Raw genomic sequence first — 18,546 nt, forward strand, 5'->3', positions numbered from 1 at the left:
CAACCAGAACAACGCCATCTACCGCCTCCATCGTCACACACTCTGTGAATCAGGAAGCTCCATTCAGATCAATAGACTGATTGGGTTTGAGCCCTAAGATTCATGAAGTGTGCGGACATTGTTTGATTACGACCACGATCTGGAACGACCGCCGGGGTACAGCGCGCAATCTGAACTCCGCGAACCCTGTACCGTGCGGTTTTATGACGCATGGGGCGGAGGGTCCCTCCGCCCCATGAGCATCTATGCGGCAAGAACCAAGAGCGCACGTTCATCTCGGTACTTCTCTCCGAGCGTCGCGTAGACTGCCGCTTGATCTAAATGGGTTCGCCGCTCGCCAGCGGTTTTGGCGCGCGATCAGCTCGTAATTGATATTGTGGGGCACAGCAGGTTCCATCGTTCGCCGAGTTGGTAGCGCTGTAGCCACGATCAAATTGCTAAGAAGACGCGGGTCCGAGATCGTTTTTTGCATCCATCATGGATGTATCGCATCCGCCCCGCCCAGCAGGGGTATCGCCGGGGTACATTACCTCTGTCCCACGTCGAGAACGACGCACTCCCGCGACTTGGCGGAGCCTGCGGCGGAGAGTGTCTCCTCCGCGGAACGGCCGGAATGGAAAGGAAAGCGGACCTTCCGCTTTGGGGTCCACACCGCAAAAATCCGACCACTGAACGGGTATCACAAATGCATCAGTCTTTTGCATCGCCGGAGCCCGCGGTTTCCTGCCGGTCTTGGGCTGATGCGAAATCTGTGAGTTTTGCATCATCCCGCTGACAATTTGGATCAGTTTTAGTGTCAGTGATTAGGACGAAAGATAGCCTGCCCGCACGAGAAAGGCGCGCAAAGATTCTGGAAAATCACGGAAGTGGGTAACATGCCCTTCAGGGCAGCGATGGTTCACCCAAGCCGAAACGGGCACGTTGCAAGGCTCCCACAGGTCACTGCCGTGCTCATAATGCTTTAGCATTAAAGCCCATGCGGCCTCGAACTGTCCTGCCCGCACTGCATCTGCGATGTATGCGGCACAGGCGCCATTGCGGTAGCGCTTGTTGGACAGACACATCGGTGCCGACCGCACCATGTCGGCAGCAAAAACGCCCCTCAGCGCCGGATCGCGACTTTCATCAACGATTTTGCCCTCTTTGACCGCAAACAGAATGGGAGGACGCGGGGTGCAGGCATTGCAGCCGAATACAGAGTCAAACGCGCCATCTTCTAATTTCAGGTCGATGCGGCCGTCCCCAGATAGGTCTTGGGGTAAATCTGCCAACTGGCCTTCAAGGTCCGCTCCTTTGTAATCCTCCAACGACACCGATCGGTAGCTGTTGCTGCTGGGAACCAGCAGCTGCAGCGTTAGTTTGCCGCCCGAGCCTCCATATTGGCTTTCGACGATCACCCCAGGTCGCGGATCGTTCTGGTCAAATCGCACGATAGCAATTCGGGCATAAGAGCTTTGCCGATCGGTCAGAACCGTCATCGGTGCCACTCCCCGCCCACCCACGGTCACAAACGCTTGATTATTGAAACCATCGTAGTGGCAGGACTCACTTTCGGTAGCTGGCGGATTGGAGCACGGCATCGCCTCCACGTGCACGCTCACCCCACCCGAGGTGAAGTCTAACGGCAACTTTTTGTATGACGCCCATGTCTGGAACGTGCCGATCGGCGCATCGGCTGGCGCAGCGCCTATCAGAAACCAAGAGAGGGCAAGCAAAATGATGCGCATTTTGATAGCCTAAGCCGTCTCCTGCGCCGCTGCCAGCACCGCGCCACAATTTTCAACGTACCGTGCTTGGCCCCATCGGTTTGAATGGCGCATGATGCAAAACTTTTGATTTTTGCATCAACGAGCAGGCCAGCTTTCTCGCAAAGGATCGACTTTCGGGAATGTGCCGCACCTAACTTGTAGGACCGATCCCTGCCGCCCTGAACCGGTTTCCAGCGCAATAGGCCATCACGATGGCAACCCATTCCTGTGCTTGCGTACCGCCGACAGCGTCCGCCACCATTCCGATGCAGATAATCGCAAGTCCGATGGCACAGATTCCAAACACGGCATTCGGTGAGACGAAGGCGTCGGGTATTCTTCTAGCGGTTAGATAAGACACCAGCATCGCGCCTGCCGCGACAAGGAGCGTTACCAAACTCGTCGCCTTGGCCAAGGCGACGGCAGCAAGAAACAAATACGCCGTACCGAGGAGGGCCTGAAGCAGACGGACGCTAACTGTGCTGGGCATAGCAATCTCCATCGATGGCCTGTTTTATTCCGACGTAAGGACATCCACAACCCAGTTTAAGCGTTCCCACAAACGAACGTCTGGCGGAATCTCGCCGCCTCGATCGCGTTGACGGACGCCTGCGGGTTTCGCTTTCCCGAAATCTGTTCCCAATTGCTCTTTCCCGAAATGGCCAATCGGAGACGGAGAAACGGGAAAGATTGCGCTTAACGAATGGCCGTTATCGGGAGCCCGGATCGCCAGCCTGAACGACCGGCTTTGGGCGTAAGCGGTCGTCAGGTCGGAACCGGCTCGCCGTCCACGTCCACCTCATAATCGCTGCCTTCGACCCAAAAGCGGATCATCCGGGCGTGATACTCTACGTAGGACGTATCTTCTCGATCAACGTGTGGACTGTAATGGATGGCGAACCTCGCGCCTGCCGGGATCGGCTCCACCGCCCCCCAGGGCTCCACCATAAATTCAATGGCTCGATCAGTTTCGTTCGAGAAGCGCACGGTGACCATGAAGGTGGTCTAAGGCATGATCGAACGTCCGCAAGTGGGCAGTTCAAGCCGATACCGGACCGAACACCGCCTGGTACCAGTACATTCCAGGTGCGGCGAACCAACACGCATTCCCCGGCGCTTTGAACGCGGCGAGCTGGCGCATGTCGATGGCATAGCGCTGGTGGAAAGCAATGAGCTCACGAAGGTCGTCGTCATTCGGGTGACGGGCAAGTCGGATATGCAGTCCATCGCCGCGCCCCTCATAGCCCGAGACAACTTTCATCCGGTCGAGCCATGCGAAGAACAATGCTTCGTCGCTCTCGTGGAAGTAGCGAACGCGGTTCGCGATGAGGGTTAAGGGTTCGGCCATGCCCTTCCGTCCCACGGCTGCGTACACTTAATCAATGACCGGTTTCGGGTGTCGGCAGATTGAACCTGAATGTCGTAGTTTGGGCGAAAGCGGACTAAGGCCATCGGCAACCGCTTGGCACACAAGCTCCACTCACGGTCAGCCAGCGCCCATAGATTACACCCGCACAGAACAGGCATATTGCGGCAGCGAACGCTATGGCGACCCAAATCCACCTGCGGCGCTTCGTTGTCGTTTTCGAGTCCATCCCGCCACCATCGGGTACCGCGTCAATGTCCGCAACTGGGCGTTTTCACCCGCCCGTCACACCTATGATAGGGAAGCGCTGCTAGCCGATCGCGCTGCTGGCCGATCATCAGGACAGCGTCGTGGATGACCAGATGACCGAAGCCCAAGGCGATCTCCTAGGCAGCGTTATCGTGCTTCTCAGCACGGCCCTGCTGCTCCATCGTTATCGTTACCTGACGACCACTTGGGAAGGAAAGCGGAACAGCCGCTTTCGGGACGATGCGCTGGAAAGGAGACGCACGACGAAAAACTGTGGTTTGCCGTTTATCCACTTTGCCCGGCAAAGCGGGGTTTTGCTCAGTCGCTACGGCTTCGCTTGCTCGTTTCCGATGAAGGCAAACTCAAAACCCGAGGCCCACGCGGCGTTGATTACGCAAGCGAGTGGCCCATCCTCCTTAGGCGGACCTTGCTGCTGATTTGCCCACGCGGGGTTGAGTGCGTGGACGCCAAATTGTGAGTGCAGTGCGCCGCTTGCACCGCAGAGCTCCTCTACACTGCGGGCAAAGCTGTCGTCGTCCGTGACCCCAGCTTCATACTGGGGCAGCTTGCCAAGGAGGTGGTGCGTGGTCAGCCATCTCCTCCCCTCAGCTTTCACGAGCGCCAAAGATTTCGCCTTTGTGATCGCTTCCAGTCGCGGTTGAGCATCGCGCGGGAGCTCGACGTCATAGAAGCTGGCTGCTTTTGCAATACAGGCAATCTGTTCATCGGTGATTGCGCCTTTTGCAACCACCACGAGAACATCCTCCTCGATCGCCTCGTCCGACCTGACCGTCACAGGACCGACCCCACACCGCACAATTCGTGTTGCCGCCACTTTCGGCGTTATCTGGTCATAGGCGCCTAGCATTGGACTGCTTACCTGAGCGGCAAGAAGGGCGGCTAGAATGAACATCATTCTACTATGCCCGCCTTCGCGATCAACTGAAAGCCTTCGAGATTTCCGTTGTTGTGCGGCTGCCGACCGTCAGCTTGAGCCGATAGTTGATGCAAACCTTTTGATTTTCGCATCACGAGTGACCGATGCGAAAATCAACCTTGACGAATGACCGCGTTCGGGAGTCCTGATTTGTGGCCCAAGCGTCCGGCATTGGGCGTAAGCGGTCGGGGTATCGCGGGGGTATATCGCGGCTACTGTCGCATGAAACCCGAGGCTTTCGGCGGAGCTTGGGAGGTCGCGGCGGAGGGGATCTCCGCCGCACTTAATGTCCGATTTGGGAGGAGAGCGGACGTTGGTCAGCTATTGGACGCTGGCGTGTCGTATCCGCCAAATGGCCCGAACACGGTTCGGTATTCAGCCATGCTCTCGTAGAACTCCGCTTGGGTGGGCATGGCCGCACGTTGCCCCGGCCACTGCGATGAAACGAACGTATCGTAATCTGCGGCTGGCATCTGATTAACCGTCGTGGGACTTTCCGGAACTGAATACCCCATGGCTTCAACGGCTTGGATCGCAGCCCATGCCGCCGTCGTCGGATCGTCGCCACGGCAGAAAACCTGAACGTATGCGCCAATAAGCGGAGCCGGAAGCTGCTCAGCGCCCGCTCGAACGTGAAGCGGCACAATCCACACAGGCATTTCTGCCAACGGATGCCGTGTTTCCTTCTTACCAAATAGCCGCATGATTCCCCCCGATCCCGCATTTGTAGCTGCGCTGGGCGAATGGCCGCAACTGGGCGTTTTCAACCGGGGTATCTCTGGGGTACATTGCAACGTACGCAGCGAAAAAGTCGCGTGTTTGTGCGGGTCGCGGACGGTTGCGGCGGAGGGTTCCTCCGCCGCATGAGCATCTATGCGGCAAGAACGAAGAGCGCACGTTCATCTCGGTACTTCTCTCCGAGCGTCGCGTAGACTGCCGCTTGATCTAAATGGGTTCGCCGCTCGCCAGCGGTTTTGGCGCGCGATNGTGCTGATGCGCCAGCTCGGCCGCATGAGCATCTATGCGGCAAGAACGAAGAGCGCACGTTCATCTCGGTACTTCTCTCCGAGCGTCGCGTAGACTGCCGCTTGATCTAAATGGGTTCGCCGCTCGCCAGCGGTTTTGGCGCGCGATGCGACAGCCAGCTCAATCTCTGTAAGCAGCTCGTAATTGATATTGTGGGGCACAGCAGGTTCCATCGTTCGCCGAGTTGGTAGCGCTGTAGCCACGATCAAATTGCTAAGAAGACGCGGGTCCGAGATCGTTTTTTNAGCTCGTAATTGATATTGTGGGGCACAGCAGGTTCCATCGTTCGCCGAGTTGGTAGCGCTGTAGCCACGATCAAATTGCTAAGAAGACGCGGGTCCGAGATCGTTTTTTTCATCCATCATGGATGTATCGCATCCGCCCCGCCCAGCAGGGGTATCGCTGGGGCACACTACCTCTGTAGCACGTCGAGAACGACGCATTCCCGCGACTTGGCGGAGCCTGCGGCGGAGGGTGTCTCCGCCGCGGAACGGCCGGAATGGGAGGAAAGCGGACGAGCCGCTATTGCCAACGAAATGCTGTTAGCGGACATCCGATGGACAGCCGAAACATGAGCAGGCCGCATCTCCGCGTCCTTCGTGGCGGTGAATGGGAGATGCGGCATGCAGAAGAAAGCGTCGATTTTTGCCGTGGCCTTCGGGTTGGGATTTGGTCCTCCGCCAGTTTATGCTCAAACCGTGGCGACAAGCTTTAGTACACCCGTCCCAGCTACATGCCAATTTTCGCGGCCCGCCCGCATAGTCACATCGTTACGGAGCCTTCCAGATGTCGCTTCCGAGTTTCGCAGAATAAAAGTGGACGTTGCGGATGTTGGCGGGAAGTTCATCCCGTTCGATACAGAGGACGAGAAATCAACAGGTTTGCCGCATCGTCAATTTGTTCGCGCATATGTATTTAGCGACAAGACGATCGTTTGGTATTATCGGGGCGGCTTCGTGGCGAACTTCCACGTGGTGGAATTGCAAATGAGACGGGATACGATGGCGAACGCTCCTCGAGTGTTGCGCCTGACTGGTCGAACCCTTTCGGGGCCGCCATGTGCGGCGACTGAGGCTTTGTTGGCAGGCGTAGATGGTGGGCAAGGGTGGTAGGAAGCGTTTGGATGGCTCGCCTCTTCCACTAGCAATCGCTACCTGAATCGCCGACCGTTTTCGGGCAATGCAATCAGCGCCGCGAATGGCGACAAATGGGCGTCACCAGACGCGCAGGCGAGTCTCGTCAAGGTGAGCGCCAGCACTCCGAAGCACCGTATGCCGCTCGGCTTAGTTATCGGCGAAGTTGCCCGCCGGAATCACGTGTGCCGCATCCCCGGTTATCGACGACTTGCCTTTGCACACCTTAGACGAAATCGGGCGCTTCCCGCGCGAGACCACTAGCCCGCTGGAAAGTTCCGGGTCGTTGCCGCTGTCCCCGAACCTGGTGCGAACAGTACTATCGTATACGGTGTAGGTGTACTCACCATTCTTGGCGGTGATCTGCGACTCACCACCCCCCGAATAGCCACGGTTGGCGAATGTCAGATTGCGCGAGGTCAACTCCACCTTGCCGGGCGTTCCGTAGCGATAGACCGCACCCGATCCGCCGCCGCACACCGACACGCGCTTGGCACCGAGATCGCAAGAGAAGAAGGGCGTCTCGCCGGCCTCGCACAGCGTGTCGTCCGCCAATTTGCTGGCGGCGGGGACGGCCTGCGTCGGGTGGGCGGCAGCCTCTGCGACGGCCGCGCTGGCCGTAACCGGAACCATCCCCACCGTTGGCGTTGCAGCCCGCGCTGCGCTAGGTTCTTTTGCAGCTGCACGGGCGTCTCTAGACGAGTCGCAGCCCGCGATGGACGCCAGTGCGATCAGTACTCCGCCGGCTGCAAGGCTGCTAACGCTCTTTGATGTGCTGCCCATCGTTCCGTACTCCCGTAGACGGTTTGCGTAGGTATCGACCCATATTTAGAAACCGGCATATTCTCGATTCACGCCATCCATAGCGGCTGGCTGAGTTCGCCGAAACGTACGTCACTCGCATGAACGAGCGGCCGGGTTCGGGTTGCGGCTCAACGCTGCTGGGCTTCAGGCTTTGGGCGAACACGCCCTGCCCTACGGCTTCCGGCCAGACCCATTCCCGGTCATTCAGGACCTGTTTGCCGCTTCCCAACTGCGGCCTTTCGTTCATCTTGGTAAACCGCGGGTATCAAGCTTATGTAACCCGCAGTCGAGCGGGCGCTGCCGCAACGGCCGGTGCCTTCATCGACGTGCCGTTATGACCGAAAAAGGCCGGTATCCTCATTTCATCAGGCGCGTTGGGATGTCCCGTCACCTACTTGCAACGGGGATCGTCACGTTGGCCCAGTCGACGATCTGCGTGACACTCTGCATCGTAGCGGCATCGAACGCGGCAGCGATGGCTGGACCGGTATCGGCAGTGGCGGGCGCCGTTCCCGAGAATTGCAGTCGTCCCACGATGGTATTCGTTGCGCGATCAGCAAGGAATGCCACGCCGTCGACATGGATCACCGGCGCGCCTGCGCCGGCGCCCGGATAGCTGGCCTCGAACCTGTTGACCGAAACCGTCAGGATGGCGGTGGCCGCCCCGGACGCACGCGTGGCGACCGCGATGTCGGGTGCGCGTGTCGCGACGGTGGCGTCCAGCGCGGCCGCGTAAAGGGTTGGTGCGGGCGATACCCAGCGAACGCCTTTGATGTAGGATATCTCACTACCCTGCGTGGTCAGGATTCGGTCGCCGGCAGTTGCGGGTGAAAATTGCGGCACCGGCAACGCCAAAGTCCGGCGTGGCGCTGGGGTGGCTTGAGGGACCGTCCCCGCCGCCACTGGTCCGAACCGATACAGCGTGTCGGGTTTGCCGCCCCCCAGCAAGGCACCGACGCATCCGGTCAGGGACAGCGCCGCAGCAATCGCCAGGGTCGCACGTGATGTAGCTCGATAAGTCATTTCTGGAGTTCCCGTTCCCGGCTCGATCTCTTCAGCAGCGTTCCGCGCGGATCCTGTCGGATACTCCGGACCAGCGTGTCGAGATCGTCTGAGGTTTCCTGAAGGCTGCGCATCGTGTCGGTAATCTGCGGGAGCGTCGACGATCCTACCGTCTTGCCCTGCACGGCCAAAGTCGAAAGCATGGTACGCGCCTCTGCCAGTGTCGCCTTGAGTTCGGCTGCGGCATCGGCGGTGTTGGCGACCGCGCGTTTGCCGTCGCCCTCGACCAGCGACCGCACGCTGCCCATAGTGACCCGTGCATCGCCCGCGGTGGCATCAAGCTTTGCGATCGCGGATGCGGCATTGCCGAACATCGCGCGGTTGGCCGCGAGTGCGCCCGTAGTCTGCTTGAGGTCGTTTATCGCCCCGGACAGATTGGCGATGTTACGATCAGTCAGCAGCGAGTTTACCCGATCGAGCGCGGTCGTCGCGCTTTCGACCATCTGCCCGCCGCTCTGCAACAACGAGGCCAGCGCGTTGGGTTTCGACGGAATGATAGGGACCTTGTCCTTGGAAACGTCGCGCAACAGCGGCATCCGGGTCGACCCTGCGCTGATCGAAACCGCGTTCAATCCCGAGATACCCTGCATTTCCGTGCTGCCGAGCGAGTCCGTCCGCACCGGTGTATTGTGATCGATCTCGACATCCACCAGGATCTTGTTGGCATCCTGGGGCGCAAGCCGAACGTTGGTGACCTCACCGACCTTGATGCCGTTGAATTGCACATCCCCGCCCTTGCCGACGCCGCGGACCGGGCCCTGGAAAATAATGCGGTACGGGTCCTTCTTGTCGCCGGCCTGGAAGTTCCCGAGCCACAGGACGAAGACGATGCCACCAATCAGGAGAAACGTGGTCAGCACGCCGACCAACGCGTAATTCGCATGGCGTTCCATTAGTCGATCTTCTCCTGCACGGCGCGCCCGCGAGGGCCGCCGAAATATGATTTGATCCAGGGGTGGTCAGACTTTTCGAGCCTTGCGACCGTATCGATCGCAGCAACCTTCCGGTCGGCGAGTACCGCCACACGGTCACAGATCGCATACAGCGAGTCGAGATCGTGCGTGACCATCAGCACGGTGAGGCCCAGCGCATCGCGAAGCCTGCGGATAAGGTCATCGAATTCCGCGGCGCCGATCGGATCGAGCCCGGCGGTCGGTTCGTCGAGGAAGAGAAGCTCGGGATCCAGCGCGATCGCCCGCGCGACGCCTGCGCGCTTGCGCATGCCGCCGGACAGTTCGGACGGTTTCTTGAGACCGGCATCGTCCAGCAGCCCGGCGAGACGGATCTTCAGTTCGGCAAGGCCGCATATGAAGTCGGCGGGGAACCGGGTATGCTCGATCAGCGGTGCCTCGACATTCTCCCGCACCGTCAGCGATGAAAACAGCGCGCCGTTCTGAAACATCACGCCGATCCGACTGACCACGGCAAGGCGACCGACATCGTCGTGAATGTCATAGCCAAGCACTTCGACCTTCCCTGCATCGGGGGTCTTCAGCCCGAGGATCGTTTCGAGAAGGACGGATTTCCCCGTTCCCGATCCACCGACTAGACCAATGATCTCGCCGCGCCTCACGTCGAGATCGAGGTTGTCGTGGATGACGGCCTTACCGAACGCCGTGCGCAGGCCACGGACGCGAACGACGACGTCGTCGTGCCCATCGGAGGATGCTGGCGGGGCCGTCGTCACAGTCCGGCCTGCTTGAAGAGGACCGCGAACAGAGCGTCGAACATGATGATCAGGAAGATCGATTGGACGACGGATCCGGTCACGTTGGCGCCCAGGCTCTCGACGTCGTCCTTCACTTCGAGCCCCTGGCGGCAGCCGGTCGTTGCAATCGCAAGCGCAAATACCGGGACCTTGACCATGCCGACCCAGAATTGCTGGGCACCGACGGCATCCACGAGCCGCTGAAAGAAGAAGCTTGGTTCGATCCCCATCATCGTTCGCGCCACCAGCATGCCACCGACGATACCGCCGAGGTCCGCAACCAGTGTCATCAGCGGCAGCATCAGCAGCGCCGCCAGAACGCGGGGCACGACCAGAGCGTCGAAAATATCGACCCCCATCACCCGCATCGCGTCGATTTCCTGGTTCATCCGCATCGACCCGAGCTGCGCGGTGAAAGCCGACGCGGATCGTCCGGCGAACAGTATTGCAGCGATCACCGGTCCGAACTCGCGCAGGATACCGATGCCGACCAGCTCGACCGAATAGACCGCCACGCCGAGCGACTGGAGCATGGTACTGCCGACGAGCGCGAGCACGGCCCCGATAAAGAACGTCATGATCGCGGCGATCGGCAGACCACCCAGTCCGGCCTGTTCGATCGTGGCGACGAACGGCGTAAGGCGCAGCCGGTGAGGACGGACCAGTGTTCGGCCGAGGGCAACCACGAGTTGTCCGAAGAATGTCTGATTGCGGTAGGCGGTTTGCCCGATACCGATCGTCGCGCGCCCGATCCGATCGAAAATCTGCCTGAGTCCACCGGCGCGCGGCGCAGCCAGGGGAGGCTCTTCAAGCGCAGGACTGATGAGATCGGCAAGTGTCGCGAGGTCCGGTCGGAGCGATTGCGGGAGGTGAACCTTACGGACCAACCCCAGCGCCCGGACGATCGCGTACGCGCCCGCAGTATCCAGACGGCCTAGGTCTTCAACGTCGATATCGACCTCGACATCGTCAGTCATGCCCGTGATATCGCGCCTTAGCCGGTCCGCGGCGTCGTTGAGCCGCATGGTGATCCAGTCGCCATGCAGGACCAACGAGCGCCGACCGTCGCGATCGTGCAATTCGAACGCCGCAGCGATGCTCATGATCGCATGTCCTGCCCGCCGTCTGATCGTGCATCCGCCAAGGCGAGCTTGAGCGATACCAGGCGGCTTGAAGCGTGACGTCTCGGCCCGGTCACCGCGCGGCCCCGGCTGGTTCAGACCATCCCAGTCCCAGTGCCTTGTTGACCGCGATATAGCTGAGCGAAAGCTGCGCACGCGACTGCTGTACCGCGATCGTTGCTGCAAGGCGCTGACGCTCGATATCGAGCTGATCGATGACCGAACTTGTCCCCGCCTGAACACGCTGCGCGTTGAGCCGCTCGGACCGCATCGCAGTCGCCTCAGCGAGAACCAGTTGCCGCAATTGCGCACGCGTGTTGCCAAAGCCGGACAGCGCATTCTCCGCATCCTGCAATGCCGCCAGCACGGTGCGGCGATACTTGGCATCGGCTCCATCACGTCGCGCCTCCGACGCCCTGGTCGCTGCACGGTTCTTACCGAAATCGAGGAAGGACCAACTCAGCGATGGCGCGAGCAGCGTGGTCAGATTGCCGGTATCGAAAACATCGCCGGGGCTGGTGCCGCCAAGTCCTAGAATACCTAGGAAGCGGATCCCCGGGAGCTCCTTCGCCTTGTAGACGCCGATCGCGGCGGTGCTTGCTGCCAGCTGGCGTTCGGCCGAACGGATGTCTGGCCGATGCGCGATCAGCGCGGCCGGGTTGCCGATCGCAACCTGCGCAGGCGGCAGCGGCACGGCGACGACCGGCGCAAGCGTTGCGTCGAGCGCACCGGGCGTCCGCCCCGTCAGCACCGCAAGCTGGTTCAGATATTCATCACGCTGCGTGCCGAGCGGTATCGCGTTGGCCTGCGTGCTTTCCAGTTGATTGCGCAACCGCTCGACGGCGAGCAGCGAGACGGTGCCCCCCGCATAGCGCACCTGCGCCAGTTCGACCTGGCGTCGTTGCAGGGTTGTCGACGCGGCGTTCAGCCGGATCCTTGCCTGCACATCGCGCAGATTGACATAGGCCTGAGCAACCTGAGCGGACAGCGTCACCTGCGTATCCGCTAGATCGGCGCCGCGCGCGTCGATCGTCGCGCGTGACTGCTCGACCCCTCGCCGCCCGCCACCGAACAGATCGGGTTCCCACGATGCATTGAGTCCAAGATTGTAAAAATCGAGGGTGTTCGATCCGCCCGATGCAGCCGTATCGGCGCTACTGCTCTGACCGATCCCGACTCCCGGCAGCGCCGCGTGAAGATATGTGGCGTTCGCGCTGACGCTGGGCAGTTGCGACGCGCGCTGCTGTTTGAGTTCGGCTTGCGCCTCCCGGATGCGCGCGGTTGCCTCTTCGATCGAAGGGCTATGCGCCAGCGCATCGTCGACCAGCACGTTCAGGGTTGGATCGGCCAGCGTCTCCCACCAACGGGCGAGACCCGGTGATGCCATCAGCATCGTGTCCTGCGCCCGCACAAAGGTGCCACGGGCGATGGCGTCCGCCGCGACGGCGGGGCGCCCGCTATAATCGGGGCCGACGGTACACCCCGTCAGCGCAATGCTGGTCACGAGGGAAACCAGAAAAGGCAGGGAATACCGCATCAATGCACCATCGCCGGTTCGGCGTCCTTTGGCAGGGGCTTCAGGAACAGGACGAGGGGCAATGCGGCGAGCGTACCGAGGCCCATGATCCAGAAAATGTCGTTATAGGCCATGATGGCCGCCTGGCCCTGAACCTGTTGGCCGAGGATGCGGAGTGCAGTCGACGTGTCACCCAACTGGCGCGACAATCCACCGACAAAGTCCTGCACCGCTGGGCCATTGGCGTTCAGCGACTCCTCAATCCGACGCGAATGCAGCCATGTCCGCTGCTCCTGCAAGATCGAGATGCCCGCGAGTGCGAAGCTCCCGCCAAGGTTGCGCATCGCATTGAAAAGGCCGGAAGCATCGCCGGCATCGTCGGGCGGCACTGCGCGCACGACCGCCTGGCTGAGAAAGAGCATGCCCAGGATCTGGCCTACGCCGCGCATCAACTGACTGATGGTAAAGTCGCCGCCCGACGACGACAACGTCAGGTTCGCGTCCATCAACGCAGAGGCCCCCATGATGGCCAGTCCGGCTCCGACCGCGAGCCGGATATCGACCCGGCTCAACATCAGCGGCACGATCGCCATCATCAAAAGGCTTGGCACGCCCGACAGAAGCACCACCTTGCCGGACTGGAGCGCGTTGTAATTGGCGACCGACGACAGAAACTGCGGGATCGCATAGGCGGTGCCGTACAGCACGATGCCGAGCACGACGCCCATCAGCGCCACCGAGCCGAATTGCCGATCGAGCAGCAGCTTGAGCTTGATGATCGGGCGCTTCGCGGTTGCCTGCCCCCAGAACAGGAGCGCAAAGCCGATCAGCGTTGTCGCAAACATCGCCCGGATCATGCCGGAATCGAACCATTGCTCGCGCTGGCCGTCTTCGAGAAACACGGTAAGGCCTCCCAAGCCCAGCGCCAGGCCGGCGATGCCCTTCCAGTCCGCCTCACCGAACAGATGCAGCTTGGCCTTCTCGTGCGGCAAACCGATCAGCAGGAGCGTAACGAGCACGGCGCAGATCGGTACGTTGATGAAGAAGGCGTAATGCCAACTTATATTCTCGGTCAGCCAACCACCGATCAGCGGCCCGAGGACTGGCCCTAGAATAGCGGTCGCGCCGAATGCGGCGACGCCGACGGATTGCTGCGATCGCGGCAGACGTTGCGCGATAATCGCCTGCGCCGTCGGGATCATCGCGCCGCCCGTGAAGCCCTGTCCCACGCGTCCGACAATCATCATCCCTAGCGACGTAGAAACACCGCAGATCACCGAGAACGCAGTGAACAAGCCCGCCGCGATGAGCAGGAACGTGCGCAGTCCCAGCATCCGTTCCAGCCATGCCGCCATCGGGATAATGATGATCTCCGATACGAGATAGGCTGTGGCGATCCACGTCCCCTCGGTGCCGCTGGCCCCGATCTCTCCCTGGATCGTCGGCAGCGACGAATTGACGATCGAGATGTCGAGCGTTGCCATGAACGCGCCGAGCGTGCCCGCCGCCACGGCGAGCCAGGCCGACAGGTCGGCGCGTTCGTCCGAACGACCGCCCGCGCGAGCGACGGATGGAGCGGATACCGCGCTGGTCACCTCAGCGGTCCTTGCGGTCGAGCTGCTTTTGCTGGTCGCGGATCCGGTCGAGCTCACCCTTGGCACCGATCGTATCGACCGTCACGACGACCGAGAGACCCGGCACGAGCAGGCGCTTGGCGGAGGGAGACGCTTCGATCGAGATACGCACCGGCACACGCTGCGTGATCTTGGTGAAGTTGCCTGTCGCGTTCTGCGGCGGCAGTAACGAGAATTGCGCCCCGGTCCCCGGCGATACGCTCTCGACCCTGCCCTTCAGCGCGATCCCGTCGATGGCATCGACCTCGATCGAGACCGGCTGGCCCGGCCGCATCAGTGCAAGCTGCGTCTCCTTGAAATTGGCCGTGATATACATTCGGTCGAGCGGCACGATCGACATGAGCCGCGTTCCAGCCTGGACATATTGGCCGACCGTGACGGTCTTGTCGCCAATCCGGCCGGCGGTAGCCGCGCGGATCAGCGTCGCGCCGACGTCGACATCGGCCGCGTCGAGCTGCGCGCGCGCCGCCTGCCCCTGCGCGGTACCCTGTCGCACCTGGGACTGGATCGATGCCACGCGGCGCTGCTGCATCGTCAAAGCGGCCGCCTGCGCGCGCGCATCCTCAGCGGATTGACGCGCGGTCGCTTCGAGTTGAACCAATTGCTGCCGGCTCTCCGCACCCGACGCCGCAAGCGGCCGATACCGGGCGACCTCCCCAGCGTCATAGGCCGCCTTGGAGCGCGCCGCCGCCAATTGGGCGCGGGCCTGATCGATCGTCGCATATTGCTCGCGGATCTGCGCACGAGCGTTGTCCGCCTGAGCTGCAGCCACGGCGATCTGCGCTTTGGCCTGAGCTGCTTGCGCCTCTGAGCTGCGGGAATCGATGCGCGCGAGCGGCTGTCCGGCCGTCACATCCTGATGATCGCGCACCAGCACCTCGGCAACATAGCCTGCAACCCGCGGCGACACCGTTACCATGTCGGCCATAACCTGCGCGTCGTTGGTATCTTGCAGATATTTCCCGGTTGATTCGTACCGCAGGTACCAGATGACCCCGACGACCAACACCGCCAGGCCCAGCACGGTCAGAATGATCTTCGCGCCCAGGCTCAGGCCTTTCTTCGCGCCTTCGTCGTCATGCTGCGCGCTCGCATCCTCGCCAAGCGTAGCGTCCGGCTCGCGGTGCGCGTCTTCATGCTCTGTCACGGTCTGCCTCGTCGCTGCTCCGGCCGGGCCGGATGCCGGTGTCGAGGGCTACTTAAGACATTTTCCGCAAGCGGACAAGATGTCCGTTTACGTCAGCGAGGACGGAGTCCGTCGAGCAGAAGGTCCAGCGCATCGTTCAGATTGCGTAACGCCACCGCCTCATCGTCAAAATCATGGTAAACATTGCTCACCATGCGCAGCGCGATGCTCAGTTTCCATCCGTCTGTGTCGCTGCCCACATCGCCGCTCGCTCTCGCGCGATCCGCCAGTGGCGCCAACGCCTGCGCCAATCGATCACCCAATGCTCTGAAGGCCGCCATGTTCGCGGTATCGGCAACCAGATCCGCCGCGATACGGGCGTACAGGGAAGTGCCGCGGGCGGTTACCAGCGCAACGTCTATCATCGACTTCCGCAGATCATGCCCTGCCGCCACGGTCTGCTGGATGCGTTCTATCTCCGACTCGAATATCGCCAGCGCAAGAGCTTCGCGGTCTTTGAAGTTACGATACAAGGTACCCCGGCCGACTCCCGCGCGCGTGGCAACTTCGTCAAGCGGGACCTTATAGCCACGCTCGGTAAAGATCTCTGCGCCCGCAGCGATCAGCGCGTCTCGCCGCACCTTCGCATCACGCCGCATCGAACGGCGAGCCTTCGCGACAGGAATGAGTCAACTTCGTCACTTCGAGCCTACCAAGATTGTCTCCTGCCATTTGCCACATTTATTCCAGAAATTGGGAACCATTGGTGGGCGCCGGTTTTATCACTCATCATATACCGGACACATTGTCCGGTTATGCGTCGATATCACAGGTCATCCATGGCTTCTGCAACTACCGATATGCAAAGTTCTTTGCCCGTGTCCATTGCCAGCAGCGTTGCCGCTGCGAGCGCGACGTTCGAGTCGTCGTTGATCGCAATCAGCCCGCGGTTACAGCGCTACGCCCGGTCGCTCGCACAGAATGCCGATGCGGCGGAAGATCTGGTGCAGGAGACGCTGCTGCGCGCATGGAAAGCGCGGGCGCAGTTCGTCCCGGACACAAGCCTGAGCGCATGGACCTTCACGATTATGCGCAACCTGTTTTTCTCCGCACGCCGTCGCGACCGATTCCATGGGCCATATGACGAAGTTTCGTCGCAAGCTATCATTGCCACCGGTAGCAACCAAGACAATGTAGTCGACCTTGCGAAAGTAACGGCGGCGATGGCATTATTACCGGAAGGGCAGCGGCAAGCACTCCATCTCGTCGCTATTGCCGGAATGACACCCGATGAGGCTGCCGACCGGATTGGGTCTCCAGTCGGGACGGTAAAAAGCAGGGTGTCGCGCGCCCGAACGAACCTGAAACTGCTATTGAGCCCTCAATCTTCGCGTTCGTCGGCGGTAGTCGGGAGATTACCTGTTATTGCGACCCAGCAGCGTATGGTCGTCAGAAAGAAGCGGAATTTTAAGGATCGCTCCTTGGTGATTGGTTAGGATTCTGCAGCGCCTCCGGTACCTTGCCGGGCAAAATTGGCACCTGAGTAGGGCCGGCGGATGGTTCCCAGATCTGCGAAGCGGGTTGCTGCCGTCTCCGGCATGCCCGTAGCATCGGCTCGCCCGTCGAATGAATAGAGCACGCCTGTCAATAGGAGCAAGGTGATGCGCATCATGCCCATCACCGGGTGGTGTCCTCGATGGTTCCAGCTGCTGCCAACCCTGTTGCGCCGCTGTCAAAGCGAGCACCCAGGCACCTCCGCACCGCGCCGCTCGCGCGTACGACCGTCACCACCGCTGCGGCGCCGCGAACGTAAAAGGGTGCGCTGAGCCTCGACTTCGCGGATACGCAGGTCCTGCACCATCTGAATGGTGAACGAACGGCGGCTTAGCCGATTCCACTGCTCCAAACCGGACAGTCCGGTTTCCACCAAGATCGGCCAATTCGGCCCCTGCCCTATCAAATGAACGAACGGCTGCTTGCAACATTCGCCGCCCGAAAGCGGCCGGGCCGCTATCCACTCGTCGGTTCAAAGTTGCACACCCTAATACGGCGAAAGAACCCCCGCCTCGCCCGTTAGCTTCCCATGTGCCTTTTGATGCAATCGGGGAATCTGATGCGCGGCGCGCATAATCACTTGGCCCCCACGCCGCCATGATTCATCCTGCGGTGATGCGAACCGATGCACCCGCAACCCCATTTAACACGCTTATCCCCCCGCCTCGCCCGCGTACTTTCTGTGTCGCAAAAGGTGCAATCCCAGACCGCTCGGAAGCCGGCCCATGTCCTAGGCCGCGCGGCGTTTAGAACTGGCGCGGCGTGGGTGCAGTTTGGTGCACTTCCGGGGGTGCCAGGTGCAGCCTGTGGGGAGTGGCAGTCGAGGGGCGTTTGGGCAAGGCCCCGGCACCCAGCCGCACTGGCACCCCGGCCCCGCGTGTCGGATCGATCCCCTCACACCGGCCGCTCTGTCGTAGCCCGCCTCGTGGCTCTTTCGTCTCGTTACCCCAAATACGGCGCAAGAACCCCCGCCTCGCCTGCGAGCTTTTTAGGCGGCTTTGGATGCAGTCTGCGCATCTGCCGCAGACTCGCAGAAAACCACGCCTTTAGGGGCTGTTTCGAGCGCATCGGTTGGATGCAGATTGCTGCAGCTACAGGCTTATTCCGGAGAGCCGATGTCAGATCCCCCCGGAGCCGAATTTAGCTCTTCCATTTGCTTGTCGAGCGCGTCGGCAATTCACGCAACATCGGCGCTTATGCTGCGACAGATTGATCCTTGATCTCAAGAAATTCAGCTTTTTTGTCCTTGGTTGAGACCGGGACTGTGATCGAGATGTACGGTTCACATTCCCGACCATCGACATCGAAAGTTGGGTACACCCTGAACTCGACCTCAAACGAAGCCGGCACTTCGGGTGTGCCGATCCTGTTAATGGTCGTGCTCCCTTGAACCTCTAACGTCGTCGGTACGGCGTCCTTACCGTTGATGAACTAGATCTTCCCGTTCGATACGAAGGCGGTCTTAGGGCTCAGACTCATTCACATCCAAAAGGCGACCGCTGTTGCGAGCGCGACAGCTGACAGGAAGTTAGCCGCAAGCTTGTCGTAACGGGTAGCGATGC

Annotated in this window: 18 protein-coding genes; 2 read left to right on the forward strand and 16 right to left on the reverse strand. The window is 60.8% G+C overall.

Annotated features, from left to right (window positions below; genetic code table 11):
* Positions 1 to 803: 803 nt before the first annotated feature.
* The 6 genes from ASF09_RS04445 to ASF09_RS20125 form a co-directional block, all read right to left on the reverse strand.
* Positions 804 to 1,727 carry a hypothetical protein gene (locus ASF09_RS04445; protein WP_060525119.1) on the reverse strand — a complete coding sequence of 308 codons (924 nt, stop codon included), beginning with the start codon at positions 1,725 to 1,727 and terminating at the stop codon, positions 804 to 806.
* Positions 1,728 to 1,899: 172 nt separating this feature from the next.
* Complete coding sequence (locus ASF09_RS04450) at positions 1,900 to 2,238, reverse strand: hypothetical protein (protein WP_147453180.1); 339 nt, start codon at positions 2,236 to 2,238, stop codon at positions 1,900 to 1,902.
* A 275-nt stretch (positions 2,239 to 2,513) separates the two neighbouring features.
* On the reverse strand, positions 2,514 to 2,744 hold the full coding sequence (locus ASF09_RS04455; RefSeq protein ID WP_060525121.1) for a hypothetical protein: 231 nt from the start codon (positions 2,742 to 2,744) through the stop codon (positions 2,514 to 2,516).
* A gap of 43 nt (positions 2,745 to 2,787) precedes the next feature.
* Positions 2,788 to 3,096 carry a hypothetical protein gene (locus ASF09_RS04460; protein WP_121904504.1) on the reverse strand — a complete coding sequence of 103 codons (309 nt, stop codon included), beginning with the start codon at positions 3,094 to 3,096 and terminating at the stop codon, positions 2,788 to 2,790.
* Between the two features lie 592 nt (positions 3,097 to 3,688).
* Positions 3,689 to 4,279 (reverse strand): hypothetical protein, encoded by a 591-nt coding sequence (locus ASF09_RS04465; protein WP_060525123.1) that lies wholly within the window; start codon positions 4,277 to 4,279, stop codon positions 3,689 to 3,691.
* 338 nt (positions 4,280 to 4,617) lie between these two features.
* Complete coding sequence (locus tag ASF09_RS20125; RefSeq protein ID WP_147453179.1) at positions 4,618 to 5,004, reverse strand: hypothetical protein; 387 nt, start codon at positions 5,002 to 5,004, stop codon at positions 4,618 to 4,620.
* 945 nt (positions 5,005 to 5,949) lie between these two features.
* Here ASF09_RS20125 and ASF09_RS20130 point away from each other — a divergent pair.
* Positions 5,950 to 6,438: a hypothetical protein gene (locus ASF09_RS20130; RefSeq protein ID WP_156359210.1), complete on the forward strand. Its 489-nt coding sequence runs from the start codon at positions 5,950 to 5,952 to the stop codon at positions 6,436 to 6,438.
* 171 nt (positions 6,439 to 6,609) lie between these two features.
* Here the strand turns inward: ASF09_RS20130 and ASF09_RS04470 are convergent, their stop codons facing one another.
* The 9 genes from ASF09_RS04470 to ASF09_RS04510 form a co-directional block, all read right to left on the reverse strand.
* Complete coding sequence (locus tag ASF09_RS04470; protein WP_060525124.1) at positions 6,610 to 7,092, reverse strand: hypothetical protein; 483 nt, start codon at positions 7,090 to 7,092, stop codon at positions 6,610 to 6,612.
* A 558-nt stretch (positions 7,093 to 7,650) separates the two neighbouring features.
* Entirely contained in the window at positions 7,651 to 8,286 is a 636-nt protein-coding gene (locus ASF09_RS04475) for an ABC-type transport auxiliary lipoprotein family protein (RefSeq protein WP_082444073.1), read from the reverse strand.
* Positions 8,283 to 9,218 (reverse strand): MlaD family protein, encoded by a 936-nt coding sequence (locus ASF09_RS04480; RefSeq protein WP_060525126.1) that lies wholly within the window; start codon positions 9,216 to 9,218, stop codon positions 8,283 to 8,285. Before ASF09_RS04480 ends, ASF09_RS04475 begins: the two co-directional genes overlap by 4 nt.
* Positions 9,218 to 10,012, reverse strand: coding sequence for an ABC transporter ATP-binding protein (locus ASF09_RS04485; RefSeq protein WP_060525127.1), 795 nt, complete (start codon positions 10,010 to 10,012; stop codon positions 9,218 to 9,220). Before ASF09_RS04485 ends, ASF09_RS04480 begins: the two co-directional genes overlap by 1 nt.
* A complete protein-coding gene (locus ASF09_RS04490) occupies positions 10,009 to 11,136 on the reverse strand; it encodes an MlaE family ABC transporter permease (RefSeq protein ID WP_082444074.1) in 1,128 nt (375 codons plus the stop codon). Before ASF09_RS04490 ends, ASF09_RS04485 begins: the two co-directional genes overlap by 4 nt.
* 91 nt (positions 11,137 to 11,227) lie before the next feature.
* Positions 11,228 to 12,691, reverse strand: coding sequence for an efflux transporter outer membrane subunit (locus ASF09_RS04495; protein WP_060525128.1), 1,464 nt, complete (start codon positions 12,689 to 12,691; stop codon positions 11,228 to 11,230).
* A complete protein-coding gene (locus tag ASF09_RS04500; RefSeq protein ID WP_056050156.1) occupies positions 12,691 to 14,265 on the reverse strand; it encodes an MDR family MFS transporter in 1,575 nt (524 codons plus the stop codon). Before ASF09_RS04500 ends, ASF09_RS04495 begins: the two co-directional genes overlap by 1 nt.
* Position 14,266: 1 nt before the next feature.
* Complete coding sequence (locus ASF09_RS04505; protein ID WP_060525129.1) at positions 14,267 to 15,451, reverse strand: HlyD family secretion protein; 1,185 nt, start codon at positions 15,449 to 15,451, stop codon at positions 14,267 to 14,269.
* A 92-nt stretch (positions 15,452 to 15,543) separates the two neighbouring features.
* Positions 15,544 to 16,089: a TetR/AcrR family transcriptional regulator gene (locus ASF09_RS04510; RefSeq protein ID WP_060525130.1), complete on the reverse strand. Its 546-nt coding sequence runs from the start codon at positions 16,087 to 16,089 to the stop codon at positions 15,544 to 15,546.
* Positions 16,090 to 16,269: 180 nt separating this feature from the next.
* Between ASF09_RS04510 and ASF09_RS04515 the strand changes: the two genes are divergently transcribed.
* Positions 16,270 to 16,926: an RNA polymerase sigma factor gene (locus tag ASF09_RS04515; protein WP_162237226.1), complete on the forward strand. Its 657-nt coding sequence runs from the start codon at positions 16,270 to 16,272 to the stop codon at positions 16,924 to 16,926.
* On the opposite strand, the gene ASF09_RS20560 is transcribed toward ASF09_RS04515, so the two are convergent.
* Positions 16,923 to 17,102 (reverse strand): hypothetical protein, encoded by a 180-nt coding sequence (locus tag ASF09_RS20560; RefSeq protein WP_162237227.1) that lies wholly within the window; start codon positions 17,100 to 17,102, stop codon positions 16,923 to 16,925. The genes ASF09_RS04515 and ASF09_RS20560 overlap by 4 nt on opposite strands.
* Positions 17,103 to 18,546: the final 1,444 nt, after the last annotated feature.

Source organism: Sphingomonas sp. Leaf242 (genome assembly GCF_001422045.1).
Classification (GTDB): Bacteria; Pseudomonadota; Alphaproteobacteria; order Sphingomonadales; family Sphingomonadaceae; genus Sphingomonas.